The sequence below is a fragment of the Planotetraspora sp. GP83 genome, from assembly GCF_041262585.1.
Classification (GTDB): domain Bacteria; phylum Actinomycetota; class Actinomycetes; order Streptosporangiales; family Streptosporangiaceae; genus JAOEGB01.
This window is the reverse complement of record NZ_JBGCBZ010000037.1, coordinates 1-25,418: the sequence shown is the minus strand read 5'-3', so window position 1 is coordinate 25,418 and position 25,418 is coordinate 1. Positions and strand designations below refer to the sequence as shown.

Below are 25,418 nucleotides of genomic sequence, written 5' to 3'. Positions count from 1 at the left end.
GCGGTCGTGAGCGGTTGCCATGTCGCCGGTGGGAATGGCGCTATAACTGGGCAATGTAGTGACTAGTGAGGAGTCGGGCGGCGGGAAGTCCCTTACCCGCCGGTAGGGTCGCTCTGTGAATGACCCACTGGCTGCCATCGCCGAACTCCCCGGAGTGCCCGAAGCCGTACAGGAGGCCCGCGAGGCCGTCGACCGCCTCTACGGGCACCGGGTGCTGCGACGGCGGAGCCCCGAGGTCTCGGCGGAGTCCGCTCTGCGTGGCGCGCGTGCCTCCGCCGCGCTGGAAGGCGTCGACGTGCCGCTTGAGCCGGTGAGGCTCGGCGAGGTGACCGACCCGGTCGTCCAGGGCGCGCTGCGGGTCTCCGCCGAGCTGGGACGGCTGGGCAAGACGTGGCGGTCGGCGCCGCGCCAGGTCCTCGCGCGGCTTCACACGCTCGCCGCGGCCGGCCTGAGCGCCGAGCCCGGCCGGCCGCGCACCGCGCCGACCGGCGCCGACCCGCTCGGGCTCGGCCCCGCTCCCGGTCCGGAGGAGACCGCCGTACGGATGTCCGCGCTGGCGGGCCTGGTCACCGGCACCACGAAGGCGCCGGCCCTGGTTCTCGCCGCGATAACGCACGCCGAGCTGGCCGTGCTCCGGCCGTTCGGGACGGCTGACGGCGTCGTCGCCCGGGCGGCCGGACGGCTCACCCTCGTGGAGCACGGGCTGGACCCCAAATCGCTCATCGCGGTCGAGGTGGGGCACGTCGACCTCGGGGACGCGTACGCCGAGAGCCTGCGGGCCTACCTGAAGGGAACGGCCGAGGGCGTGGGCGCGTGGGTGAGGCACTGCGCGGGGGCCGTCGTGCTGGGGGCCCGCGAGACCACGGCGATCTGCGAGGCGCTGTCGCGCTAGCCCGAACCGTCGCTCTGAACCGTCGCTCTGAACCCTGGAGACAGGGCCCGGAGACAGCAGACGGCGTTCCTGGAATGGAACGCCGCTGCCCGCACGTGTCACCGGGTTACCAAGCGTGCACCTCAAATTTGTCGGAGCGGGTCAAGCCCGTCTCGACACGCCTCCCGCGGCTGGTCGCGCGTGGGTGCCCGGTGTCCGTACGCGGACCCTTAAGTCCGTAACCCCTTTCTACGTCCGAATCCAGCGCTTGGAAACCCCGTGGAACAAGACCTTTACCGGGGGCTGTCGTATCGGAGCCGGGGCACGCCGTCCACGCACATCACTGACTCAATAAAAAAACCTGACTCAGATGCGGGATGGTGCTCGACGAAGGTCACATCGATCAGGCAGCATACGGTGTGTCTCCACTGGGCCTTTGCCAAGCCCTTGCCACGCCGCGGTCCAGTGATTAAAGCTTTCTTCTAATACGGGACCGGCTCTACCCCCCCAGAGCCGGACCGGTCGGCGACCCCCGCTCTCCCCCCCGGCGGGGGTCGCCCCTCTTTATCCACAGCCTGGCGTTCATCCCCAGAGCCGCGTTCGGGAGCCGGCGGCGGTCGCGGACTCACGCAAGGTGGTCTCCCCGAGCTACTGGGAGACACCGATGCACCGGCCCTTGGCCATCACCGACGATCAGGAACTCCTCGACGACCTGCTCCGCATCGCCGCCGCGGCGGGGGTGGAGATCGACGTGGCCCATGCGGCGGCCCATGCCCGGCCCTACTGGAGCCAGGCCCCGCTCGTGGTCGTCGGCGCGGACCTCGCCGACGACCTCGCGGCCACCGGCCCCGCACCTCGGCGCGACGTGCTGCTGGTCACGCGCGGGCCCGGCGATCCGGACATCTGGCGCAGGTGCGTGGCCGTCGGGGCGCAGACCGTGCTGGAGCTCCCCGAGGCCGAGCGGCTGCTCGTCGAGGAACTGGGGGAAGCAGCCGAGCCCGCGACGAGGGCGGGCACGGTCCTGTGCGTCGCCGGCGGCCGGGGAGGCGTGGGCGCCACGGTTCTGTCGGCCTCGCTGGCCCTCACCGCCTCCCGCCACGGGCTTCGGACGCTCCTGATCGACGCCGACCCGCTGGGCGGCGGCATCGACGTCGTTCTGGGCCAGGAGCAGGCCACGGGAGCCCGCTGGCCCGACATCGCCGGCCGCGAGGGCAGGGTCAGCTTCGCCGCCCTTCAGGACGCGCTGCCGACCTTCGGCGATCTCACCGTGCTGTCCTGGCATCGCGGCGAGCCCACGCCCATTCCCCGCGAGGCGATGCGGGCCGTGCTCGACGCCGGGCGGCGCGGGTGCGACCTCGTGATCGTCGATCTGCCGCGGCATGTGGGCGACGGCGAGTCGGAGGCCCTCTCCCGGGCGACGTCCACCCTCGTGGTGATCCAGGCCGACGTCAGGGGAGCGCTTGCCGCCACCCAGACGCTCGCGATTCTCCGTCGGCACACCGGCGACCTCCGGGCGGTGCTCCGCACGGGGAGCATGGCCCCGGACGTCGTCGCCGCCTCGGTCGGCGTTCCCTGCGCGGGGGTGCTTCCCGAGCTGCGCGGCCTGGCCCGGACCCTCGACCGAGGCGACCCGCCTCCGCTCGGCCGCGCCCCGCTCGGCCGGTTCTGCGCCCAGTTGCTCTCCACCCTGGCCGGCGCACCGTGAGTGTGGTCTCGGCGGAACTGGTCGAGGCCGTCCGGGTACGGCTGTCGCGCGCGGGGGCGCCGCCCACCGCCGCTCAGGTGGCGGCCGCCCTGCGCGCCGAGCGGGCGGTGCTCGGCGATGCCGAGGTGCTGGCCATCGCGCGCACTCTCCGCGCCGATCTCATCGGAGCCGGTCCGCTCGAAGGGCTGCTGGCCTCGCCCGGGGTCACCGATGTGCTGGTCAACGGGCCGGGGGAGGTCTGGGTCGACGACGGTCAAGGGCTGCGCCGCACCGGCGTGACCTTCCCCGGTGACGACGACGTCCGCCGCCTCGCCCAGCGCCTCGCCGCGGCGGCCGGGCGGCGTCTCGACGACGCCTGCCCCTACGTGGACGCCCGTCTGGCGGGCGGGGTCCGGCTGCATGCCGTCCTGCCGCCGATCGCCCCCGAGGGCACGTGCCTTTCGCTCCGGCTGCCGCCACGCCGCACCTTCACGATGGAGGAGCTCGTCCACGGCCCCGGCGCGGCGGTGCTGCGCGCCATCATGGCGGCCCGGCTGGCCTTCCTCGTCACGGGCGGGACCGGCACGGGCAAGACGACCATGCTCTCGGCGATGCTGTCCCTGGCCGACCCCGGTGAACGCCTGCTGCTGGTCGAGGACTCGGCCGAGCTGCGGCCCCGGCATCCTCACGTGGTCCGTCTGGAAGCGCGGCCCCCCAACCTCGAAGGCGCCGGCGGGGTCGGCCTCCGCGATCTCGTACGGCAGGCCCTGCGCATGCGCCCCGACCGTCTCGTCGTCGGAGAGGTGCGCGGATCGGAGGTCGTCGACCTGCTGGCCGCGCTCAACACCGGCCACGAGGGCGGGTGCGGAACGTTGCACGCCAACAACGCGACGGACGTGCCCGCCCGTCTGGAGGCCCTCGCCTGCGCGGCCGGGCTCTCCCGTGAGGCCGTCCACAGCCAGATCGCCGCCGCCCTCGACGTCGTCGTCCATCTCGTCCGGGGTCCGGCCGGAGGGCCGCGCCGAGTGGCGGAGATCTGCCTGCTCGAACGGGAGACCTCCGGCCTGGTCATCGCGCTCCCCGCGCTGAGGTTCGCGCCCGGAGGCGGCATGATCCCTGGTCCGTCCTTCGAGGCGTTGAGGGCCCGTTTCCCGTCGCCCTTGGAGGGCGGTGCCGCATGGTCGCCGTAGCCGTCCTGGCGGCGGTGCTGTCCGTCTGGGCGTGGGCCGCGCCGGACGCCGCCTCCGTGAGGCTGGCGGCGCTCACCGAAAGGCGTGGCCGCCGGCCGCGTCCTCGCTTGCTTCCCGAGCGCCCGCGACCGGCGGCCAAGGCGGCTGCCTGGCGCGCGGTGTCCATCGAGCTGTGCCAGATCATCGTGGCCGAGCTCGCCGCCGGGAAGACTCCGGGCGACGCGCTGGCGAGGGCCGTCCTGTCCGTCAGTCCGCCTGATCCGGCCGCCCTGGCACCGGTGGCCGCCATCGCGCGGGACGGCGGCGATGTCTCCGCCGCCCTCCTCCGCGCCGCCCCGGCACTCGGTGGCGAGGGTCTCGTACGGCTGGCCGCCTGCTGGCGGGTGAGCGTGACGGTGGGCGGTGGTCTGGCGGCCCTTGTCGAGCGGGTGGGGGCGTCGCTTCGCGAGGCCGAGGCACACCGGCAGGACCTGGCCGCTCAGCTCGCCGGTCCCCGGGCGACGGCTCGCATGCTGGCCGGGTTGCCCGTGCTCGGCCTCCTGATGGGGGCCGGCCTCGGCATGAACCCGCTGTCCTTCCTGCTGGGCGGTCCTGCCGGCTTCGCCTGCCTCGTGGTGGGCCTCGCCCTCAACGCGGCCGGAGTCTGGTGGACCAACCGCCTCGTCGCCCGAGCGGAAGGATCACCGGTCGCCCAAGGGCAGGGCACCCGAGGGCCGGGGCCGTGATTTCCCTGGCCGCCGCTGTGCTGGCCGCGCTGGCGGTCTGGGCCTGGCCGGTTCCGGTGTCCCCAGAAGACCGGCTCCAGGCCGTTCGAGGCTCAGGCGCGGTTCGAGGCTCACGGGCGGGCGGGGATCGGTCCGGGGGCGCCGAGAGCCGGAAAGCTCCCCTGCCGGGGGTGGTCGTCGCCGTGCCCGTGGGCTTCGCCGGCTTCCTCTTGGTGGGCGGACTTCCCGGGCTCGCGGTGGGAGGGCTGCTCGGCGTCGGCGCGTTCGTGCTGATCAACCGGCGGGAGCCCGCCGACGTCCGGCGTCGCCGGGAACGGCTGACGGCCGACCTCCCGTTCGCGGCCGATCTCATGGTGGCCTGCCTGCGCGCCGGTCAGCCCTTGAGCGGGGCCATCGACACGGCCGCCCAGGCTGTCGGAGGTCCTCTGGGAGAGCGGCTGACCTGGGTGGGCGCCCAGGTGAGGCTCGGCGCCAATCCGGAGGCGGCGTGGGCGGTGCTCGCCGATGAGCCGCCGCTCGCGTCTCTGGCACGGACCATGATCCGGGCCGCGCGCAGCGGGGCTCCCGTGGCCGATGTCCTCACGCGGCTCGCGGACGACGCGCGCCATGCCGCCCGTGCCGCTTCCGCCGCCGCCGCTCGCCGGGTCGGCGTCCAGGCGGTCGCGCCTCTGGGCCTGTGCTTCCTCCCGGCGTTCGTGTTCATGGGCATCGTCCCGGTGGTCGCCGGATTGGCCGCCCAGATCCTCCTCCCGTGATTGTGGACAGTCTTATCCACACCTGTGGATAGAGAGGGTGACGGTGATGCGGCTCAAGGCGGATCAGCTGGGCCTTCGCGTAATCCACAGGTGGTTGTCCCATCCACAGATCAGGGCCGGCCTCGCGGATGGCGGCGGTGAATCCAGCAGCCTGGGTCCACGGGCGGATGGTCCGCCCCCGAGGAGGGCCCGATGACCACATTGACAGTCACCCCAATGAAGCGGCTGATTCTCGCCGTCCGTTCCCGAGCCCGCCTCGCGGGGGTGCAGTGGACGCTGCTCGCGCGCACACGGGGGGAGGCGGGCATGTCCACCGCCGAATACGCCGTCGGCACCATCGCCGCCTGCGGCTTCGCCGCCCTGCTTTTCAAGATCGTCACGAGTGCGGAGGTCAGGTCGATGCTCGCCGCACTCATCCAGAAGGCTCTCAAGCTGGCGGGGTGAGCGAGTGACGCACGAGCGCGGGTCGGTGACGGCGGAGACGGCCGTCGCGCTTCCGGCTCTGGTGGTGGTCTTGGCGGCCTCGCTCTGGGTGGTCGCGGTCGTCGGCGCTCATCTGGAATGCGTGGACGCGGCTCGGGCGGGCGCCCGGGCCGCGGCCCGAGGTGAGGCCCCTGAGGCCGTGCGCTCCGCCGTCGTCAGGGCGGCTCCCGGAGGAGCGCGGGTCGTGGTCTCCCCGGGAGCGGAGCTTACGCGCGTCGATGTCTCCGTGGCCGTCCAGCCGCGCTGGGGTCTCATGCTTCCCGCCGTCGAGGTGAGGGCATCGGCCGTGTCCGCGACTGAACCGGGGGTGTTCCGATGAGGCCGATGCCGCCGCGCGACCGGGAGCGGGGATCGGCGACGGTGTGGATGGTGGCGGTCATGGCCATGATCTGGGCGATGACGATGGCCGTCGTCCTCGTCGGCGTCGCCCGGGTGGCACGTCACCGTGCGGAGAACGCCGCCGATCTCAGCGCGCTCGCGGCGGCGGCCAGGGCGTTTTCGGCGCCGCGGGACGCCTGCGCGCGTGCGGAGACGGTGGCCGCCGCCAACGGCGCCCGGGTCGACTCCTGTTCCGTCGCCGGGGGCACGGTGAGCGTCTCCGTATCCGTCCGGTTCGGTTTCCACACCGCTTCCGCGAGCGCGAGGGCCGGTCCGGTCAGCGCGGAGATCTGAAGGGGCCATAAAACCGGTAATCCGGCCATACTTGGGGTGGATCTTGGTGAAGCAATCCAGAAAGGGAGGAAACCGTGCCGGAGAAAATCCCGATGGAAATCCTGTTCTCGCCGCAGTTCGGCGCCGATCCGTACGCTCTGTACACGGACCTGCGGGAAAAGGGGCCGGTGCACCCGATCGACTTTCCGCCGGGCACGAACTCGTTCCTCGTCATCGACTACGCGCACGGTCGCGCCGCGCTGGCGGATCCCCGGATGTCGAAGGACATGCGCAACGCCGGAGAGTGGTTCCGCGCACGGGCCGCGGAGGACAAGATCCTTTTCGGCACCTCGCTCCTGACCTCGGACCCGCCGGATCACACACGCCTGCGGCGGCTGGTCTCCAAGGCGTTCACGCCGCGCCGGGTCGAGGATCTGCGCCCACGGGTCCAGGAGATCACGGACGAGCTGATCAACGCCATGACCTCCAAGGGTGAGGCGGACCTGATCGAGGAGTTCGCCTTCCCGCTGCCCATCATCGTCATCTGCGAACTGCTCGGCATCCCGGCGGAGGACCGGGAGAGCTTCCGCGAATGGTCCACCCTGCTCATCACCCCCGACCTGACCGAGGAGATCCATCGGCGGCGTAAGCAGGCGGGCAACGACATGTGGGACTACTTCCGCCGCATGATCGCGGCTCGGCGTGCCCAGCCCGAGGGAGATCTGATCAGCGCCCTCCTCGTGGCGAGGGACGAGGACGGGCTGCTGACCGAGGACGAGCTCCTGTCGCTGCTCTCGCTGCTGCTGATCGCCGGTCACGAGACCACGGTCAACCTCATCGGCAACGGCATGGCGGCGCTGCTGCGCCATCCGGATCAGCTCGCCCTGCTCCGCGACCGGCCGGATCTGCTTCCGCCGGCCATCGAGGAGTTCCTCCGCTACGACGGTCCGGTGGAAAGATCCTCGATCCGCATCGCGATGGAGGACCTCGAAATCGCGGGCACGCCGATCCCCAAGGGCAGCATGGTCCACGTCTCGCTCGGCGCCGCGGGGCGCGACCCCGACGGGCTGGCGGATCCCAACAGGCTGGACATCACCCGGGAGGACAGCCGGCATGTGGCGTTCGGCCACGGCATCCATTTCTGCCTCGGCGCGCCGCTGGCCCGCCTGGAGGGGCAGATCGCCTTCGGTTCCCTGCTGAGCAGGCTGCCCGGCATCGAGCTGGCCTGCCCGCCCGACCGGCTCACCTGGAAGCAGACGGGCTCCATCGTCCGGGGGCTCACCACGCTCCCTGTCCGCTGGTGAGGAAGTCGCATGAAGAAGGGGATGGCATGCTGACGACGGTTCGCAGGCTGGCCTTCGCGGCGGTGTTCACGCCTTTCGCGATGGTGGCCGCTCTGGCGGCGCCGGCGAGCGCGGCGGGCGGCGAAATCCTGTCAGACCGACTGGCTCCAGGTGAGCATGGGCCTGTATGTCGAAGGCCCGTCCGTCTCTCGCCAGAAGGTCGGCGGGGGTGGCGCCAGCCAGACGATCAGCGGGTCCTTCGACCCGGGTGACGCCCCGAACGGCACCTTCACCGTGAGCCTGTTCGGGGAGGTCACCCAGAAGACCTACAAGACCTCCACCTTCACCCTCAGCCGGCCGCCCGCCGCGCCGTCAGGCGTCGAAGCCCGGCTGAAGGCCGGCCAGAAGGGCGGCCAGAAGGACGGCAAGGCGGAGGTCGTCGTCTCATGGGCCAAGGGGACCGAGCCCGACCTTCGGTCCTACGAGATCTCCACGAGCGGCGAGGCGAGCGCGTTCCCGGTCGACGCCGTCTGCTCCGGGTCCGCCTGCCGGGCCGCCCTCGCGGCGCCCGCCAAAGTCGCCGGGCACGAGGTCGGCTTCTCCGTCCGGGCGGTCCGTCCGGACGGGCGGGGAGGCACGGTGGCCTCTCCCGGCTCGGCCGCCCACGTCAAGATCCCGGCCGTGGCGGAGCCCACGCCCACCGTCACCGCCAGGCCGCGCGCCAAAACCGGCGGGTCCGTGGCTCCTGGGCCGTCCGTTCCCTGGGCCCTGACGGCCTTCCCCAAGGTCCCCAAGACCGAGCTGAGGCTGCCCAAGGTGGCCGGTGGCAGCGGCCATGCCTCGCCGGAGGTCGCGCCCGCGAAGACCCAGGCCGCTGACCCGGTGGCCGAGTCGTCCGCGCTCGGGGGGCTCAACTACGGCATCCTCATCGCGGTGGCCGTGGCCCTGCTGCTTCTCGGGATCCACACAGGCACGTGGTGGATGCGGCGCCGTACGGACGCGGACGAGGCCCCCACTTCAGGACCCGTCCCCGCCACGCCGGTCCCCAGCCGCCCGGCCACGGCGAGCGTTCGCCGTCCCGTCGTCATCCTCACCCGGCGGCCCCCACAGGCCGTCAAGCCCCCACAGGGCGTCAAGCCCGCGCCGGACCTCGATGGGCCGTCGCCCAGGCAGCCGGCGCACGACGTCTACGAGGAGGACACCCGCTTGTAGTCGAGCAGCACGCCGAGAAGGCGGAGGGCCCCCGGTTTGTCGAGGGGTTCGTTGCCGTTGCCGCACTTGGGCGACTGGATGCAGGACGGGCAGCCGCGCTCGCACTCGCAGGAGGCGATGGCCTCACGGGTCGCCCCGAGCCAGTCGGACGCCCTGGCGTAGCCGCGTTCGGCGAAGCCCGCCCCTCCGTCGTGCCCGTCGTAGACGAAGACGGTGAGCAGCCCCGTATCCGGGTGCAGCTCGGTGGAGACGCCGCCGATGTCCCATCGGTCGCAGGTGGCGAACAGCGGGAGCAGGCCGATCGAGGCGTGCTCGGCCGCGTGCGCCGCGCCACCGAGATCGACCCCTTCGGCCAGCGGGGCGAGGGCGGAGCCGGGCAGCGTCCACCACACCGCCCGGGTGCACAGGGTCCTGGGTGGCAGGTCGAGCGGCTCCTCGCCGAGGACCTCCCCGCTCTGCGTGCGCCGCTTCAGGTACGAGACGACCTGGCGGGTGACCTCGACTGAGCCGAAATGCAGCTCGCCGGGGCCGAAGGGCTGCGAGCGCAGCGACTCGATGACCTGGATGTCGGTCACATCCCGCGCGAAGGTGGAGTAGTCGGGCTCCGCCGCCGCGACCAGGGCGACACCGGAGTCCAGATCGAGCGTCTCGACGACGAAGGTCTCGCCCTGGTGCAGGTACACCGCGCCGGTGTGGACGTTGGTGTGGGCCGAGGGCTCGTCCACGGTGCCCAGGAGCCGTCCGGTGCTCGACTCGACCACCTGGATGGGCGGCCCGCCCGACCCGCGGATGTCGGCGAGGTCGGCGGCGCGCTCCCGGCTCGTCCAGAACCAGCCCGTGGTCCGCTTGCGCAGCAACCCCTGGCCGACCAGGTCGTCGAGCACCTCCGGCGCGGAGGGGCCGAAGATCTCCAGGTCGTCGTCCGTGAGCGGGATCTCCGAGGCGGCGGCGCACAGATGAGGCGCCAGGACGTACGGATTGTCCGGATCGAGGACGATGGCCTCCACGGGCCGGCCGAAAAGCGCCTCGGGGTGATGCACGAGGTAGGTGTCGAGAGGGTCGTCGCGGGCGATGAGCACGGCGAGGGCGTCCTGCCCGGTGCGGCCGGCCCGCCCGGCCTGCTGCCAGAGCGAGGCGCGGGTGCCCGGCCACCCCGCGATGAGGACGGCGTCGAGCCCCGACACGTCCACGCCCAGTTCCAACGCGTTGGTGGTGGCCAGCCCGGTCAGCTCGCCCGAGCGCAGGGCCCGCTCCAGGACGCGGCGGTCGTCGGCGAGATAACCGGCCCGGTAGGCCGCCACCCGGTCCGCGAGCCCGCCGTCGACCTCTTCCAGGTTCCGCCTGGCGGTGAGGGCGACGGTTTCGGCGGCCCGCCGGGACCGGACGAACGCCAGCGTCCGGACGTCCTCGATGACGAGATCCGACAGCAGGTCGGCCGTCTCGGCGGTCGCCGTACGCCGGACGGGGGCGCCGCCCTCGCCCCGTAGATCCGTCAGAGGGGGCTCCCACAGGGCGAAGGTGGTCGAACCCCGGGGAGACGCGTCCGTCGTCACCTCGGCCATCTCAAGGCCCGTCAGCCGCATTCCCGCCACGGCCGGGTCGCTGGCCGTCGCCGACGCCAGCAGAAAGACCGGGCGGGAGCCGTACTTGGCGCAGACGCGGCGGAGCCGGCGCAGGATCTGGGCGACGTGGGAACCGAAGACGCCGCGATAGCCGTGGCACTCGTCGACCACCACCAGCCGCAGTCGCCGCCAGAACGACGACCACGAGCCGTGGCGCGGGAGGACCGACCTGTGGAGCATGTCGGGATTGGTCAGGATGTAGTTGGCATGCTGCCGGACCCACTGGCGCTCCTCGACCGGCGTGTCCCCGTCGAAGGTCGCCGCCCGGACCTGGGCCAGCTTCAGCCCTCTCACCGCTCTGAGCTGATCGGCGGCGAGCGCCTTGGTGGGGGTCAGGTAGAGCACCGTGCCGCCCGAGAAGATCTCCGTGACCGCCGGAAGCAGGTAGGCCAGGGATTTTCCAGAGGCGGTGCCTGTGGCAATGATCACGTTTTGGCCACGGTGAACGTGCTCGGCCGCCTCGAATTGGTGCTGCCAAAGGCCCGGAATGCCCTGATTCGCCAGACGGCTTATGAGCAGTTCAGGGGCCCAATCCGGCCACCGGACTTGACCCGCTTGACGTGCTGGAACATGCTCCACATGGGTGACCCGCCGCTGGCGTGCGGGGACCGCGAGCAGGCGGGCGAGGAGTGGGCCTGTCCGGTGTGAGAGTGAAGAAGACGGAGTCACTGGTTTCCAGTCTGGCATCTGCGGGGAGAGTCGCCCGGAGTCGTGATTTCGTATAGACACGGAGTCGGCGCGTGGTTGAATGCCGCGCGTCAGGGTCGTCGTTCACCAGGATGCACGACCCGCATCGAGACCTACGCAAGTAAGGCGCTGGAGGATCTGTGGATCTGAAGTTGGACCACCATTCCGAGGACAGTCTCACCATCGTGGATGTTGAGGGTGAGATCGACGTCTACACCGCGCCCAGACTGCGTGAGCTGCTGATCGACCTGGTCAACAAGGGCAACTTCCACCTCCTCGTCAACATGGAGAAGGTGGACTTCCTCGACTCGACCGGCCTTGGCGTGCTGGTCGGCGGGCTCAAGCGGGTCCGGGCGCACGACGGGTCGCTGGAGCTCGTCTGCACGCAGGAGCGCATTCTCAAGATCTTCCGGATCACCGGTCTCACGAAGGTGTTCGGGATCTACGCCTCCGTGGAAGAGGCCAAGGAAGCCCACGGCCGGGACAAGTGACGGCCGAGGAGCCAACATGGCCACCGTCGAGCTGACGTTCAGCGCCCTGCCGGCACACGTGCGTACGGCACGGCTGGTCGCGACGGCCATCGCCCGGCGCACCGGTGTGGCGGAGGCGCTCCTGGACGAGGTGCGGCTCGCCGTCGGGGAGGCGTGCTCACGGGCTGTGGAGGCGCACCGCCTCCACTGCCCGGGAGAGCCGGTTCGCATCGAGTTACGTGATGACGCGGGCCGTTTCGAGGTGACCGTCACGGACGCCGCCCCGAGCGAGGACCTGAAGCCTCACGTGATGGAGGCGAACGGCAACTTCATGCCCGACGACTTGGGCGGTCTCGGGATCGCGGTCATCGCGGGCCTCGCGGATGACGTCGAGGTCTACCCCGGGCCCAAGGGCATGCGGATCAGGATGAGCTGGCCCGCGCTCCCCAGCGCGGTCTGAACGGAGATCGGGTGCCGCCCCCCGTGAGTGGCACTCGATCCAAAACCTGGGTTTCGGCCCCGCCGTAAGGTCGACGGCCTCTCCTGACTCGCCTGGTCAAACCACCAACAAAGCCGGGCAAATATTGGTCCATTACTGGACGACGCCCTAATTAGCGGCCCGAAGGGCCTTTCATATCCGCCGCGTCGCTGCGTAGACTCCCCCGCACCGGCCAAGGTATTGCGGATGCAACCGGAAGCGGCACTGCCAATCACCCGGAAGTGCGCCGCTAGGCCAAGGTAGAGACGTCGTCAGCAGCGCCCTCCGGGCAGGACCAACCCCGTCTGGCCGAGGAGGACGGATGTCTGCCCCACAAGAAGGCGCAGCGGTAGCTCTTAGCGGTTCTCATCTCACACTTGTCATAGTCGTAGCGGCCGTCGCCCTGCTGGCTCTCGCCGTCGCAGGCGGCCTTGTCCGTGAGGTGCTCGCCGCTGGCCAGGGCACCGAGCGCATGCAGAACATCGCGCGAGCCGTACAGGAAGGCGCCGCCGCATATCTAACGCGGCAATTCCGGACGCTTGCCGTATTTGTCGTCATCATTCCCTTCCTACTGCTCCTGCTGCCGTCGGACTCGACCAGCGTGGCGGTGGGCCGATCGGTCTTCTTCGTGGTCGGCGCGGTGTTCTCGGCGCTGACCGGGTTCATCGGCATGTGGCTCGCCGTCCGCGGAAACGTCCGCGTGGCGGCGGCCGCCCGCGAGTCCGGTGAGAAGGTCGCGATGCGCATCGCGTTCCGCACCGGTGGTGTGGCCGGCATGTTCACCGTCGGCCTCGGCCTGCTCGGGGCCGCCATCGTCGTGATCGTCTACAAGGGCGACGCGCCGAACGTGCTGGAGGGCTTCGGCTTCGGCGCCGCGTTGCTCGCGATGTTCATGCGTGTCGGCGGCGGCATCTTCACCAAGGCCGCCGACGTCGGCGCCGACCTGGTCGGCAAGGTCGAGCAGGGGATCCCCGAGGACGACCCGCGCAACGCGGCCACCATCGCGGACAACGTCGGCGACAACGTCGGCGACTGCGCCGGAATGGCGGCCGACCTGTTCGAGTCGTACGCCGTCATGCTGGTCGCCAGCCTGATCCTCGGGAAGGCCGCCTTCGGCACCGAGGGCCTGGTGTTCCCGCTGATCGTCCCCATGATCGGCGTCATCACCGCGATCATCGGCATCTTCGCCACCGCCCCGCGTGGCGGCGACCGGTCGGGCATGTCGGCCATCAACCGCGGCTTCTTCATCTCGGCGGGCATCTCCGCCGTGCTGGTCGCGGGCGCGGCCTTCGCCTACCTGCCGTCGAGCTTCGCCCAGCTCTCCGGGGCGAGCACGGAGATCAAGGCGCTCAGCTCCGACCCGCGCCTGATCGCGATCGGCGCCGTGCTGATCGGCCTCGTTCTGGCCAGCGCGATCCAGATCCTCACCGGCTACTTCACCGAGACCAACCGCCGCCCCGTGAGGGACATCGGCGAGAGCTCGCTCACCGGCCCGGCGACCGTCATCCTGTCCGGCATCTCGGTCGGTCTGGAGTCCGCGGTCTACTCGGCGCTGCTGATCGGCGGCGCGGTCTACGGCGCGTTCCTGCTCGGCTTCGGCAACGTGACGGTGGCGCTGTTCGCCGTCGCCCTGGCCGGCACCGGCCTGCTGACCACCGTCGGCGTGATCGTCTCCATGGACACCTTCGGGCCGGTCTCGGACAACGCCCAGGGCATCGCCGAGATGTCCGGCGACGTCGAGGGGGAGGGCGCCCGCGTGCTCACCTCCCTGGACGCCGTGGGCAACACCACCAAGGCCATCACCAAGGGCATCGCGATCGCGACAGCCGTACTGGCCGCGACCGCGCTGTTCGGCTCTTTCCGCACGGCGGTCGAGAGCGAGCTGGGCAAGGCGTCCCAGGGCGTCAAGGACGCGCTGGGATCGTTCGCGAACTTCAGCCTGTCCGTCGACTCGCCGAACGTCCTCGTCGGGCTGATCATCGGCGCGGCTGTGGTGTTCCTGTTCTCCGGCCTGGCCATCAGCGCGGTCGGCCGAGCGGCAGGGCGGGTCGTCTACGAGGTGCGCGAACAGTTCCGGACCAAGCCGGGGATCATGGACGGCACGGAGCTGCCCGACTACGGCCGCGTGGTGGACATCTGCACCCGTGACTCGCTGCGGGAGCTGGCCACCCCGGGCCTGCTGGCCGTCCTCACGCCGATCGCGGTCGGGTTCGCCCTCGGGTATGCGCCGCTCGGCGCCTACCTGGCCGGGGCGATCGCCTGCGGCACGCTGATGGCGGTGTTCCTGGCCAACTCCGGTGGCGCGTGGGACAACGCCAAGAAGCTGGTCGAGGACGGCCACCACGGCGGCAAGGGTTCTCCGGCCCACGAGGCCACGATCATCGGCGACACCGTCGGCGACCCGTTCAAGGACACCGCGGGCCCGGCGATCAACCCGCTGATCAAGGTGATGAACCTGGTCGCGCTGCTGATCGCCCCCGCGGTCGTCACGTACGCCGGCAACCCGGCGGTCCGCATCGGCGCCACGGTCGTCGCCGTGGCCGTCGTCGTGGGCGCGGTCGTCGTCTCCAAGCGCCGGTCGACGAGCATCGCCCCGGCGGCGGGCGACACTCAGGAGGAGCGGACCTCGGAGCCCGTCGGCCGCTGATCCGTTCAGCCCTGGGCCCTCCACCCACCGGGGGTGGGGGGCCCTTAAACTTTCCAGTTATGGACAAGCCGACCGGTGGCAGGACCCTGGCGCTGATCCTGCTGGCCATGGTCGCCATGTTCGCCGTGATCATCGGCCTGGCGGTATGGGCGGCCGGATGAGCGGCCTCACGGTGATCGTGCTGAGACACGCCAAGGCCGCGCACGACGGGGGCCTGGCCGACTGGGACCGCCCCCTCACCGCCCGCGGCGAGCGCAACGCCCGCGAAGCCGGAGACCTCATCGGCAGGTTCGCCCCCGGCCTCATCCTCGCCTCGCCGTCGGTCCGCACCCGCCAGACCGCTGAGCTGCTCGGCCTGGACGCGCCCATCGAGTTCGAGCGCGACATCTACGAGGCCTACCCGGAGGAGCTGCTCGACCTGCTCCGCCGTACCGACTCGGACGTGGAGACGGTCGTGCTCGTGGGGCACAATCCGGGCGTCCACCAGCTCGTGCTCACCCTCACCGGAACGGCGGGCGATCACTTCCCGCCCGGGGCGTTCGCCGTGATCGAGCTTCCGGGCCCCTGGCCGGAGGCCGCTCCGGGAGAGGGGCGTCTGGTCAGCACTCACTTTCCATGAGGCTCGGCGATACCCGTCTCGGGCTGGGCTTCGGCCTGGCGGGTGCCGCGTGCCTCGTGATTCCGCTCGTCGTCGGCGTCGTCACCGGCCATCCGGCGGGCGGCGCGATAGTCGGCCTCGGCGCCTGGCTGGTGGCCGCACGGGCCATCACGGATCCGTCCGGGGTGAGCACGCCGTACCTGCTCGGCGTGGTCGTCTCGGTCGGCGTGGGCACCTCCCTCGGGGTCCTGCTCTCGGGCCATAGCTGGCTCATGGTGCTGGTCGCCTCGATGGTGGGCGGGTTCGGTGTCTTCGTGCGGCCCATCGGCATCACGCCCGCGCTCACCCTGCTGCTGACGGCCTCCAACCCGTTGCCCATCGATCCCGTCCCGCACACGGGCCTGCAGCTGCTCGGGGGGCTGCTGTCCGCCGTGATGCTGACGGTGCCGTGGCCGTGGCGGCGGACCCGCCCGCCGGCCACCACGCTGGAGGAGGCGGCCCACGCGCTGGCGGCGCTGGCCGAGGCGGCTCCCGGCGCCGAGCCCCAGCAGTGGGACGAGCTCCGCCGAAAGGCCGCCGCCGCTCTCAGGGAGGCCCGGACGACCCGGATCAGCAGCTGGCAGCAGCGCTCCCGGGCGGCAGAGAAGGCCGCCGCGGCGCTCCGGCGGGTGTTCTACGAGATCGTCGCGCTGCGCGGCCTGTGCACGGCGCTCCGCCGTCAGGCGCCGGACGCGGGAGAGAAGGTCGGCCTCCAGGAGCTGGCCGGCTCCATCGCCCACGCGCTGCGGTCCTTCATGGCGAACCGCCCTCCCGTGCCGGGCGTCGACTTCACGGCCCGGGTCGACGACTTCCGCGCCGAACGCCCGCACGGGGAGCGGGAGTTGCTCGTCGTGGTCCTCCTGCGGCAGATCGGCCACTCCGCCGACCGCATCAGGGAGGCCCTGTCCGGGGCGTGGGACGCCGCCCGCGAGATGTGCGTGCCCGGCCTCGCCCTGCCGACCCTGCCCGCGCGGCCCCGGCTGTCGTTCGACGATCCCCAGGTCAGGCACGCGCTGCGAGTCTTCCTCGGTACGGCTTTCGCCTCGCTGATCATCGTGTTCTACCGGCCGGCATTTCCGCACTGGCTGGTGATCGCGGTGCTGGTGACCCTGCAGCCGACCTATGGGGAGACGCGGGCCAGGGTGTGGGCCCGCGTCGGCGGCAGCACGGTCGGCGCGATCATCACGGCGGGGATCCTCACTTTCGCGCCCGGCCACTGGGTGCTCGTGCCGCTGATCGGCCTCGCCGCCGCGTTGGCGTTCGGGCTGTCGTCGGTCCACCACGCCTACTGGGCGACGTTCATGACGATGTGCGTCCTGCTGCTCCTCGACTTCCAGGTGCCGCAGACCGCCAGGGTGGCCGAGTCGCGGGCGGTGCTGACCATCCTCGGCGGGCTCATCGCCATCGCCTGCACGCGTTTGTTGTGGCCACGCGGCGAGACCGTCAGGCTGGCCGACCGGGTGGCCCGGATGCTCGCCGCCCACGCCGCGGCGACGCGGACGCTCGGGCAGATCAGCCGCGGGAAGGCCGCCGCGGAGAAGGGGGCCGAGCAGATCGGGAAGGCGGCGCTGGCGGCCGATGTCGTCACCGGCTCACTGGGCTACATCGCGCACGAGCCGGGCGGGAGCGCTCCCCGCGCCGTCGAGGAGGCGGTCGAGGCGGCGCAGCGGGTGCGCGACGACCTCATGACGCTCACCTCCGTCCTTCACGAGGAGCCGGGTGAGGGCGGCCCCGTCCCCGAGGTCCTCGACATGGTCGCGGACCGGCTGGAGGCGGCGGCGGAAGCCGTACAGGCGGGGGAGCCGCACGAGTTCACGGGAGACGTGGACGAGAGGCTGGCCGACGTGTCCGCGTCGCTCGGGGCCCTGGCCGAGCGGCGTCTCGCGGAGCTCGACGAGGATCCGGGGGACACGCGGACCGAGGTGCGGCGGGCCCTGCTCCGCACCACCGCCGCCGACCAGGTGCTGCGCTCCCTTCGCGACGACGCGGCCCGCCTCTGCGAGGCGGCTACCGCCTAGACGCCGTCCTCGGCGTCGGCGGCCTCGACCTCCTCGCGGGAAATTCCGAGCAGGTAGAGGATCGAGTCCAGGTAGGGCACGTTGAGGGCCGTGTCGGCGGCCTGCCGTACGACCGGCTTGGCGTTGAACGCGATGCCCAGCCCGGCGGCGGCGAGCATGTCGAGGTCGTTGGCGCCGTCGCCGATCGCCACGGTCTGGCTGAGGGGGATGCCGGACTCGGCCGCGAACCGCTCCAGCGCCCGCGCCTTGCCCGGCCGGTCCACGATCTCGCCGACCACCCGGCCGGTGAGCCTGCCGTCGACGACCTCCAGCGTGTTGGCGGCGGAGTAGTCGATGCCGAGATCCTGGACGAGGGCGTCGGTGATCTGGGTGAAACCCCCGCTCACGATCGCGAAGCGGTAGTCGAGCCGCTTGAGCGTCCGCACGAGCGTCCGCGCGCCCGGCGTGAGGACGACCTCCTTGACGACTCTCTCGAAGACCTCCTCGGAGAGGCCTTCGAGCAGCGCCACGCGCTTGTGCAGCGACTCGGCGAAGTCGAGCTCGCCGCGCATGGCCTGCTCGGTCACCCGGGCGACCTCGTCGAGGCAGCCAGCGTGCCGGGCGAGCAACTCGATGACCTCGTCCTGGATCAGCGTCGAGTCGACGTCCATGACGATGAGCCGCTTGGCGCGGCGGTGCAGGCCGCTGCGCTGGACGGCGACGTCGACCTGCTGCAGGGCGGCCTCGGCGGCGAGCTCCACCCGCATCGCCTGCGGATCGGCGCCGGAGACCCCCATCTCGATGCAGGTCACCGGGTAGCTCGACAGCCGCTCTATGCGGTCGATGTTGCCGCCGCTCGCCGCGATCCGGCCCGCGATGCCGGCCATCGCGGCGGGCAGCAGCGGCGCGCCCAGCACGGTGACGTGCAGCCGGCCGCGGCGCCGCTTCTCCTGCGACGTCGTGCCGGTCGCGATCTCTAGATCCATGTCGAGGTCGGCGGCCGCCTGCTCGACGGCCGTCCACAGGCCGCCGATGGTGCTGCCGGTGCCGGTGGGCTGTCCGCCCGCGTAGGCGACCAGCACGCCGAGCGTGAGCCGGCCGCGGATGACGACCTGCTCCACGTCGGCGACCGTCACGGGAAACCTGGCGAGCACGGTGAAGAGCCGCGAAGTGACACCTGGACGATCGGGACCGGTCAGCGTGATCAGGAGCGTGCGCTGGTTCACGTTGTTTGAGGTTACTGGGCGCCTCGTCCCAACTGTGCATGAGGTTCACCATGCGGACGTCTCACTGCCAGGTTTCGGCCATTTCCGCATGTCGTCATGGTGGAGCGGCCCCGTGCGGAAGGAAGGACGCGCACTATGACGATCACCGCGCAATACACGATCGGGCTGGCCGAGAGCGCTGCCGATGTCCAAGCCGCCCAGCGACTGCGATATCAGGTGTTCGCCGAGGAGATGGGCGCCCGGCTCGACTCCCCGGTGAGCGGGCTCGACGCCGACCGGTTCGACGCGTACTGCGACCACCTCCTGATCCGGGAGGGCGGCACGGTCGTGGGAACCTACCGGCTGCTGCCGCCCGGACGGACCGACCGGCTGTACTCGGACACCGAGTTCGAGCTCCGCGGGCTCGCGGGAATCCGGCGCGACCTGGTTGAGGTGGGCCGCACCTGCGTGCACCCCGACCACCGGGGCGGGGCGGTCGTCGGCCTCATGTGGGCGGGCATAGCGCAGTACATGGTGAACGGCGGGTACGGCTGGCTGGCCGGGTGCTGCTCGGTCCCGCTGGACGACGGCGGCGCCGTCGCCGCCGGGGTGGTCGACCGGGTGCCGCTCGGCCCCGAGGACTACCGCGTCACCCCCCGGAACCCGTGGCGGGCCGCCGGAGCGGCCCCGCCCGAGCGGTTCGTGCTCCCGCCCCTGCTGCGCGGCTACATGCGCCTCGGCTCCTGGATCTGCGGCGCCCCCGCGCACGACCCCGACTTCGGCACCGCCGACTTCTTCGTCCTTCTCTCCATGGCCAATGTGGACATGCGCTACCTGCGGTACTTCCTGGGAGACACGCTGTGAACGCCACGTCTCCCTGGCTCCCCGTCTCCCCGTGCACGCCCGGCGCGTGCGTGGACGAGCCCGCCGTCCTCGCGGGCCCCGTCCGCCGCGCGGCGCGGCTCCTGGGCGCGATCTCGGTGATCTTCGCGGGCGTCCCGCTCGCCCTCGGCGCCCGCTGGGTCAGTACGGCACGGCGCGCGCGGGTCACCATGATCTGGTCGCGGCTGCTCGTCAGGGCGCTGGGCATCCGGATCGAGACCCGGCGGGGGTTCGCGTTCATGGGCGGCTCGGTCGGCGGGGCCGTGGAGGCCCATGCCGTACCGGACGGCGGGACGCTCCTCGTCGGCAACCACGTCTCGTGGCTCGACCCGCTCGTGGTCGCCGCCACCACCCCGGGTCGCCTCCTGGCCAAGAGGGAGGTCGGTGAGTGGCCGCTGATCCGCACGCTCGCGACGGGCGGCGGGGCGCTGTTCATCGACAGGGACCGGCTGTCGGCCCTTCCGGAGGCGGTCGAGGCCGTCGCCGAGGCCCTGCGCGCGGGGGACACCGTGGTGGCCTTCCCCGAGGGCACCACGTGGTGCGGGCGGGAGATGGGCCCCTTCCGCCCGGCGGTGTTCCAGGCGGCCATCGACGCGGGTGTGCCCGTACAGCCGATGGCGCTGCGGTTCCTGGAGGGCGAGGGGCTGTCGACCGCGCCGGGTTATGTCGGGGAGGACACGCTCCTCGCGTCGATCCTGCGGGTCACCGCGATCAGGGATCTGAGGGCCGAGGTGACCTTCTTCCCCGGTGTACGGCTCAGGCGCCGCGATATTCACTCGGGGCGGCCGCACGAGGCCCGCAGGACGCTCGCCAGGGTCGCCGAGGCGCAGGTCCGCGCCGGAGTCGTCGAGCCGCACCGGGAGACGGAGACCGTGGCGGCCGCCTGAAAGCGAAAACGCCCGCCTGGAGGTCCAGGCGGGCGTTTCCCTGCCTTACTTCACGATCTTGGTCGTGACCGTCCGGCTGTAGAACCAGCTCTTGTAGCCCAGTTCCTTGAGCGCGCGGCGGTCGAGGTCCTCGGCGCCGGTCGGCACGTCGAACACGATCGCGCCGAGCTTGGCCGTGGCCTTGCCCGTGTAGCCCTTCTTGAACTGCACGGTGATGTCGAGGTAGTCGGAGTCGTCGACCTCGAGGACGTACGGCGTCCAGCAGACGATCGTGCGGCCGGCGTAGTCGCACTCCGTGCCCTTGGGGCCGGAGAACCACAGCTTCTTGACGCCCTTGGGCAGCGTGCCGCCCAGCCAGTAGTAGTTGGCGTCGAACGGGCCCGTGTTGGTCACGTCGATCTTGTAGGTCAGCTTCCGGTTGACCTTCGCGACCTTGGGGACGCTGACCTTGACCTTGAACACGGAGTACGGGTCGTCCGCCTTGGTGGCCGCGGTCTTCACCGACGCCGGAGCGGCCGAGGCCGGGGCGGCGGCGAAGAACGTGGCGCCCGCGAGCGGCGCGACCAGCGCGAGGCTGGCGATCTTGGTGATCGGGTGACGCATGTGCGCATGTCTCCCTGAGGACGAGGGGGGAAACGGATAAACCCCCGTTAATCGGAGAAAGTTTTTACCATCTCTTTGCCTTGTCCGTAAAGATCTTATTCTGGCGCCGCCTAACGCACGATTGTGGAGTGCGTCTTGATCCAGCTGATGTCGCCGCCGAACTCGCTGAGCAACTCCTTGGGGTCGGTGTCCAGGGAGGCGTCGGTCACCGCGCCGCCGAAATAGCCGTAGAGCTTGCCGCGGGCCGACCCGCTGACCCATGCCTTCACCCAGAAGGTGTAGCTCTTGCCCTTGCTGAGGCCCGGGAGGAGGCACAGGGCCCGCAGTTGCTCGCGGGTGCACCCCTCGCGGTAGTGGGAGCCGCTGGGCACGTAGATCCGGACCTTCGAGACGCCCTTGGGGAACTTGGCCGCGAGGAAGATCGGATGCGTTTTGGTCTGGAGCTTGTTGATGAGCCTGACCTTGTAGGACACGACCTGCCCCGTACGCACCCGGAACGGGTAGTTCACCAGGATCCGGACGGGGGCCGACGACGCCGTGGTCGCGGACGGGGCGGCTGCGGGCGACGCCGCGGCAGGGCTGGGAGCGAGGACTGCGGCAGCCATTAGCGGGGCCGCGATAAGTGTCGTGAGCCTGACGATGAGGGTTCGCATGCGGTCAGCTTTTACGTCGAAAATCAGCGTTTCATTGCGGTCAGATCACAGATGTGGGACCGCTCGCTAAACGATCAGATGAGTGTCGCCGAACTCGTGCCACAGATATCCCTCCCGCAGCGCGGCTTCGTAGGAGCGGGAGAGCAGCTCCGGCCCCGCGACCGCGGTCAGCATCAGCAGGTGGCTGGACCGCGGCTCGTGCAGCCCGGTGATGAGCCCGTCCACGGCCCGGACTCCCTCCGCCGGCGTGACGATGTGGGAGGTCCACCCGTCGGTGCGGCCCAGGGCCGCCGTCTCCAAGGCCCGGACGACCGTCGTGCCGACCGCGATGACCCGGCCGCCGCTCTCGCGGGTGAGGGCCGCCAGGCGGGCCGTGTGAGGGGAGACGGAGAACCGCTCCGGATAGGGCGGCTCGTCCTTCTCCGGGGACGCCACGCCCGTGTGGAGGGTGATGGGGGCGACCGAGATCCCGCGCGAGACCAGGGCCGTGACCAGTTCGGGCGTGAACGGCCGGCCGGCGCTCGGCATCTCGGCGCTCCCGGGCACCACGCCGAACACCGTCTGATAGTCGGAGAGCGGCCAGTCCCGCTTCACGTACGAATAGCGGATCGGCACGCCGTGCTCGCGCAGGAAGGACAGCACGTCCCGGTCCAGGGACGCCCGCCACAACCGCGGCGTCTCCTTGCCGAGCAGCCTCAGCGTGGCCCCGCCGGGCAGGGGCAGCCACTCGCCGGGCGCCCCGCCGGAGTAGGGCTCGGTCGCGACAGCCGTACGGCGCCGGAGCTCGACCAGCCACTCGCCGGACGGCAGCCGGCTGGAGAAGTGGACGGCGAGGCGGTCCAACCGTACGGCCGCGGGCATCGTCGCCGAGTTGTTGACCACCAGCAGGTCGCCGGGGGACAGGATCCGCGGCAGGTCGGCGAAGGTGCGATGGGTGATCTCACCGGTGTCGCGGCGCGCGACGAGCAGCCGGACCTCGTCGCGGCGCAGGCCGCGGGCCTCCGGCGGCTCGGGCGCTTCCCTGCCGGTCATTCGAGCGTTCCCCGGGTGAAGCGCCCGCTGGCCGGACGGCTGCCGATCAGACGGAGCAGGGAGGGGGCCACCTCGCCGGGCGGCGACGCGGAGGACGCCTCGTCGCGTCCGACGGCGTCGGCCAGCATGTCCGTGTTCATCTCGCCCGGGTCCACCCACCAGACCGCGATATCCGGCTCCTCGGCGGCCAGCACGTGGGAGAGCTGGTCGAGCGCCGCCTTGGTCGAGCCGTACCCGCCCCACCCCTCGTAGGCCTCCACGGCCGCGTCCGACGAGACGTTAAGGATCGCCCCCTGCCGCTTGCGCAGCGCCGGGAGCGTGGCCTGGACCAGCGCCAGCGGGGCGATCACGTTCACCTCGAACAGCTCCCGGAGGCCGTCGAGCGGGTAGCCGGCCACGCTGGGCAGCGGGACCGGCCCGAGGCCGCCCGCGTTATTGACGAGAAGATCAAGCTCCGGTACGGCTTCCGCCAGCCGGGCGACATGCGCGGGGTCGGTGACGTCCCCGGCGATCGCCCTGGCGTCGAGGTCGAAGGCCGCGGAGAACAGGTCCTCCCCGCCCCTGGCCGTAAGGAGGAGAGACCAGCCGTCCGCGGCGAGAGCCTTGGCGAGGGCCAGTCCCAGCCCTCGGGAGGCTCCGGTGATGAGCGCCTGTTTCATGGGCTTCACGCTAGGAACCTGGCGGCGGCCCGACATCGGCCCGCGGACCGGCTCACAGGTGGGCACTTCGGCCTAAGCCCACCGGCCGAGACCTTAGTGTGTGAGGCGTGTCCGACCGTACCGAGACCATGGGGACCATGAGCCCGCACGAGCGGGACGCCGTGCTGCACGCGGTCAGTTCGGCCGTGCTCGCGGTCACCCGGCACCTGTCGGTCCGCGAGGTGCTCCAGGTCATCGTGCGGTCGGCGCGGCAACTCCTCGACGCCCGCTACGCGGCGCTGGGCGTGCCGGACGATCAGGGCGCGTTCGAGGAGTTCGTCGCCGAAGGCATCTCCGACGAGGAGTGGGAGGCCATCGGGCCGACCCCGCGGCAGCACGGCATGCTGGGCGCGATGCTCCGGGAGGGCGCGCCGGTACGGCTGGCCGACATCCGCAAGGACCCCCGGTTCGAGTGGTGGCCGAGGGCCCATCCCGTGCTCAAGGACTTCATCGGCGTGCCGATCCGCGATGGCTCCGAGGTGCTGGGGATCATCTTTCTGTCCAACAAGAGGACGCCCGGCGGGTTCACCCAGGCCGACGAGCGGCTGCTCACGATGTTCGCCGCGCACGCCGCCATCGCGCTCACCAACGCCCGGCTGTACGAGCGCGGGCGCGAGCTCACGCTGATCGAGGAGCGCACGCGGATGGCCCGCGACCTCCACGACGCCGTGAACCAGAAGCTGTTCTCGCTGCGGCTGACCGCCCAGGCGGCCGCCGCCTTCATGCGCTCGGACCCGGAACGCGCGGCCCGGGAGATCGAACGGGTCGAGCGACTGGCCGGAGAGGCCCTCGCCGAGCTGCGCGCCGTGATCGTGGAGCTGCGCCCGGCAGAGCTGGACCGGCACGGGCTCGTCGAGACCCTGCGCAAGCACGTCCAACTGCTCGACCGCCTGCATCCCGTGACGATCGCGTTCACGTTCGAGGGGGACACGCCCGGCCCTCTGCCTCCGCCGATCGAGGTCGCTGTGCTCCGGGTCGCGCAGGAGGCGCTGCACAACGCGCTGCGGCACGCGGACCCCACCCACATCGGCGTACGGCTCTCGCACGCGAGGGCGAGATTGACTCTTGAGGTGAGCGACGACGGAACGGGATTCGACGAGGCCGGTGTGCATGGGCTGGGGCTCCCGTCGATGAGCGACCGTGCCGAGGCGGCCGGAGGGTCGCTCGCGGTGGCCTCACGTCCCGGCCACGGGACGACGGTCCGCCTGGAGGTGCCCGCGTGACCACGCTGATCCGCGTGCTGATCGCCGATGACCACCCGGTCGTCCGGCAGGGCCTACGGACGTTCCTCGACGTCCAGGAGGACCTGACCGTGGTCGGAGAGGCGGCCGATGGCGCCGAGGCGGTGGCCCTGGCCGCATCCCTCGCGCCTGACGTGCTGCTGCTCGATCTCAAGATGCCCGTGCTCGACGGGCTGGGCGCGCTCACCCGGCTCAGCGGCCTGGACGTGCGGGTGATCGTGCTGACCTCGATGAGCGACCGCGCCGATGTGGCCCCGGCCATGCGGGCGGGAGCGGCGGGCTTCCTCTACAAGGACGTGGACCCGGCCGCGCTGGTCCAGGCGATCCGGGCGGTCCACGGCGGCCAGGTGCTGCTGGCCCCCGAGGCTGCGGACGCCATGCTGACCGGCCCGGCCCATGCCCAGGCCGAGGCGGGAGCCGTACTGACCGAGCGGGAGCGCGAGGTGCTTCGCCTGATCGCGGCCGGCCGTTCCAACCGGGAGATCGCCCGAGAGCTGGTCGTGGCGGAGAAGACGGTGAAGACCCACGTCTCCAACGTCCTCATGAAACTCGGCGTGCAGGACAGAACCCAGGCCGCCCTCTACGCCGTACGCCACGGCCTCGCGTGACCTTCGCCCCCCCGGGCTACTAGAACTCGTCGGGGGTGACGAGGTAGCAGTCGCCGGTGCGGGTGCGCCATAGGAGGGTGCCTGGTCTGGGTTGGGTGACGTGGGTGCCGGGCAGGGCCTTGATCTTGTGGTGGCGGCGGTGGAGTGCGGCGAGGTTGGCGTCGGTGGTTGGGCCGCCGTGGTGGTGGGGGCGGGTGTGGTCGAGGTCGGAGCTGTA

Annotated in this window: 26 protein-coding genes; 19 read left to right on the top strand and 7 right to left on the bottom strand. The window is 71.4% G+C overall.

The features are described 5' to 3' along the window. Nucleotides 1-115: 115 nt before the first annotated feature. From ABH927_RS32820 to ABH927_RS32775, 10 genes are all read left to right on the top strand, one after another. Entirely contained in the window at nt 116-892 is a 777-nt protein-coding gene (locus tag ABH927_RS32820; RefSeq protein ID WP_370028118.1) for an oxidoreductase, read from the top strand. 643 nt (nt 893-1,535) lie between these two features. Next, nucleotides 1,536-2,576 (top strand): septum site-determining protein Ssd, encoded by a 1,041-nt coding sequence (gene ssd, locus ABH927_RS32815; RefSeq protein ID WP_370028115.1) that lies wholly within the window; start codon nt 1,536-1,538, stop codon nt 2,574-2,576. Next, complete coding sequence (locus ABH927_RS32810) at nt 2,573-3,745, top strand: TadA family conjugal transfer-associated ATPase (RefSeq protein ID WP_370028111.1); 1,173 nt, start codon at nt 2,573-2,575, stop codon at nt 3,743-3,745. Before ssd ends, ABH927_RS32810 begins: the two co-directional genes overlap by 4 nt. Beyond that, the gene (locus tag ABH927_RS32805; protein WP_370028108.1) at nt 3,733-4,470 is read left to right on the top strand and encodes a type II secretion system F family protein; all 738 of its coding nucleotides are present in this window, start codon (nt 3,733-3,735) and stop codon (nt 4,468-4,470) included. Before ABH927_RS32810 ends, ABH927_RS32805 begins: the two co-directional genes overlap by 13 nt. Next, nucleotides 4,467-5,225 carry a type II secretion system F family protein gene (locus tag ABH927_RS32800; protein WP_370028106.1) on the top strand — a complete coding sequence of 253 codons (759 nt, stop codon included), beginning with the start codon at nt 4,467-4,469 and terminating at the stop codon, nt 5,223-5,225. Before ABH927_RS32805 ends, ABH927_RS32800 begins: the two co-directional genes overlap by 4 nt. A gap of 192 nt (nt 5,226-5,417) precedes the next feature. Continuing rightward, nucleotides 5,418-5,669, top strand: a complete 252-nt coding sequence (locus tag ABH927_RS32795) for a DUF4244 domain-containing protein (protein ID WP_370028104.1) — start codon at nt 5,418-5,420, stop codon at nt 5,667-5,669. Nucleotides 5,670-5,673: 4 nt separating this feature from the next. Continuing rightward, a complete protein-coding gene (locus ABH927_RS32790; RefSeq protein WP_370028102.1) occupies nt 5,674-6,027 on the top strand; it encodes a TadE family type IV pilus minor pilin in 354 nt (117 codons plus the stop codon). Next, entirely contained in the window at nt 6,024-6,380 is a 357-nt protein-coding gene (locus tag ABH927_RS32785) for an Rv3654c family TadE-like protein (protein WP_370028100.1), read from the top strand. The genes ABH927_RS32790 and ABH927_RS32785 overlap by 4 nt, the downstream gene beginning before the upstream one ends. 74 nt (nt 6,381-6,454) lie before the next feature. Then, nucleotides 6,455-7,663, top strand: a complete 1,209-nt coding sequence (locus ABH927_RS32780; RefSeq protein ID WP_370028098.1) for a cytochrome P450 — start codon at nt 6,455-6,457, stop codon at nt 7,661-7,663. Nucleotides 7,664-7,819: 156 nt separating this feature from the next. After that, entirely contained in the window at nt 7,820-8,854 is a 1,035-nt protein-coding gene (locus tag ABH927_RS32775) for a hypothetical protein (RefSeq protein ID WP_370028096.1), read from the top strand. Here ABH927_RS32775 and ABH927_RS32770 read toward each other — a convergent pair. Beyond that, nucleotides 8,830-11,163 (bottom strand): DEAD/DEAH box helicase, encoded by a 2,334-nt coding sequence (locus tag ABH927_RS32770; protein WP_370028094.1) that lies wholly within the window; start codon nt 11,161-11,163, stop codon nt 8,830-8,832. The two genes, ABH927_RS32775 and ABH927_RS32770, sit on opposite strands and share 25 nt — an antisense overlap. Nucleotides 11,164-11,303: 140 nt before the next feature. Between ABH927_RS32770 and ABH927_RS32765 the strand changes: the two genes are divergently transcribed. From ABH927_RS32765 to ABH927_RS32745, 5 genes are all read left to right on the top strand, one after another. Next, nucleotides 11,304-11,654, top strand: a complete 351-nt coding sequence (locus tag ABH927_RS32765) for an STAS domain-containing protein (RefSeq protein WP_203881757.1) — start codon at nt 11,304-11,306, stop codon at nt 11,652-11,654. A 16-nt stretch (nt 11,655-11,670) separates the two neighbouring features. Further along, nucleotides 11,671-12,093 carry an ATP-binding protein gene (locus ABH927_RS32760; protein ID WP_370028092.1) on the top strand — a complete coding sequence of 141 codons (423 nt, stop codon included), beginning with the start codon at nt 11,671-11,673 and terminating at the stop codon, nt 12,091-12,093. Nucleotides 12,094-12,433: 340 nt separating this feature from the next. Next, entirely contained in the window at nt 12,434-14,758 is a 2,325-nt protein-coding gene (locus tag ABH927_RS32755; RefSeq protein ID WP_370028090.1) for a sodium-translocating pyrophosphatase, read from the top strand. Between the two features lie 157 nt (nt 14,759-14,915). Further along, on the top strand, nt 14,916-15,377 hold the full coding sequence (locus ABH927_RS32750; RefSeq protein WP_370028088.1) for a histidine phosphatase family protein: 462 nt from the start codon (nt 14,916-14,918) through the stop codon (nt 15,375-15,377). Beyond that, the gene (locus ABH927_RS32745) at nt 15,374-17,413 is read left to right on the top strand and encodes an FUSC family protein (protein WP_370028086.1); all 2,040 of its coding nucleotides are present in this window, start codon (nt 15,374-15,376) and stop codon (nt 17,411-17,413) included. The genes ABH927_RS32750 and ABH927_RS32745 overlap by 4 nt, the downstream gene beginning before the upstream one ends. On the opposite strand, the gene serB is transcribed toward ABH927_RS32745, so the two are convergent. Next, nucleotides 17,410-18,618, bottom strand: coding sequence for a phosphoserine phosphatase SerB (gene serB, locus ABH927_RS32740; protein WP_370028085.1), 1,209 nt, complete (start codon nt 18,616-18,618; stop codon nt 17,410-17,412). The two genes, ABH927_RS32745 and serB, sit on opposite strands and share 4 nt — an antisense overlap. 135 nt (nt 18,619-18,753) lie before the next feature. Here serB and ABH927_RS32735 point away from each other — a divergent pair, with 135 nt between their 5' ends. Next, nucleotides 18,754-19,461 (top strand): GNAT family N-acetyltransferase, encoded by a 708-nt coding sequence (locus ABH927_RS32735; RefSeq protein ID WP_370028083.1) that lies wholly within the window; start codon nt 18,754-18,756, stop codon nt 19,459-19,461. Continuing rightward, a complete protein-coding gene (locus ABH927_RS32730; protein WP_370028081.1) occupies nt 19,458-20,366 on the top strand; it encodes a lysophospholipid acyltransferase family protein in 909 nt (302 codons plus the stop codon). Before ABH927_RS32735 ends, ABH927_RS32730 begins: the two co-directional genes overlap by 4 nt. A 45-nt stretch (nt 20,367-20,411) precedes the next feature. Here the strand turns inward: ABH927_RS32730 and ABH927_RS32725 are convergent, their stop codons facing one another. The 4 genes from ABH927_RS32725 to ABH927_RS32710 form a co-directional block, all read right to left on the bottom strand. Continuing rightward, a complete protein-coding gene (locus tag ABH927_RS32725) occupies nt 20,412-20,969 on the bottom strand; it encodes a hypothetical protein (RefSeq protein ID WP_370028079.1) in 558 nt (185 codons plus the stop codon). A 110-nt stretch (nt 20,970-21,079) separates the two neighbouring features. Beyond that, on the bottom strand, nt 21,080-21,574 hold the full coding sequence (locus ABH927_RS32720) for a hypothetical protein (RefSeq protein ID WP_370028077.1): 495 nt from the start codon (nt 21,572-21,574) through the stop codon (nt 21,080-21,082). A 114-nt stretch (nt 21,575-21,688) separates the two neighbouring features. After that, the gene (locus ABH927_RS32715; protein WP_370028075.1) at nt 21,689-22,654 is read right to left on the bottom strand and encodes an S-adenosylmethionine:tRNA ribosyltransferase-isomerase; all 966 of its coding nucleotides are present in this window, start codon (nt 22,652-22,654) and stop codon (nt 21,689-21,691) included. Further along, complete coding sequence (locus ABH927_RS32710) at nt 22,651-23,313, bottom strand: SDR family NAD(P)-dependent oxidoreductase (RefSeq protein ID WP_370028073.1); 663 nt, start codon at nt 23,311-23,313, stop codon at nt 22,651-22,653. The genes ABH927_RS32715 and ABH927_RS32710 overlap by 4 nt, the downstream gene beginning before the upstream one ends. Nucleotides 23,314-23,420: 107 nt before the next feature. On the opposite strand from ABH927_RS32710, the gene ABH927_RS32705 reads away from it, so the two are divergent. Both ABH927_RS32705 and ABH927_RS32700 read left to right on the top strand, forming a co-directional pair. Beyond that, nucleotides 23,421-24,575, top strand: coding sequence for a GAF domain-containing sensor histidine kinase (locus ABH927_RS32705; protein ID WP_370028071.1), 1,155 nt, complete (start codon nt 23,421-23,423; stop codon nt 24,573-24,575). A 5-nt stretch (nt 24,576-24,580) separates the two neighbouring features. Next, nucleotides 24,581-25,201 carry a response regulator gene (locus ABH927_RS32700; RefSeq protein ID WP_370028171.1) on the top strand — a complete coding sequence of 207 codons (621 nt, stop codon included), beginning with the start codon at nt 24,581-24,583 and terminating at the stop codon, nt 25,199-25,201. Between the two features lie 19 nt (nt 25,202-25,220). Here the strand turns inward: ABH927_RS32700 and ABH927_RS32695 are convergent. Further along, on the bottom strand, nt 25,221-25,418 hold a 198-nt coding region (locus ABH927_RS32695), incomplete at its 5' end, for an HNH endonuclease (protein WP_370028069.1).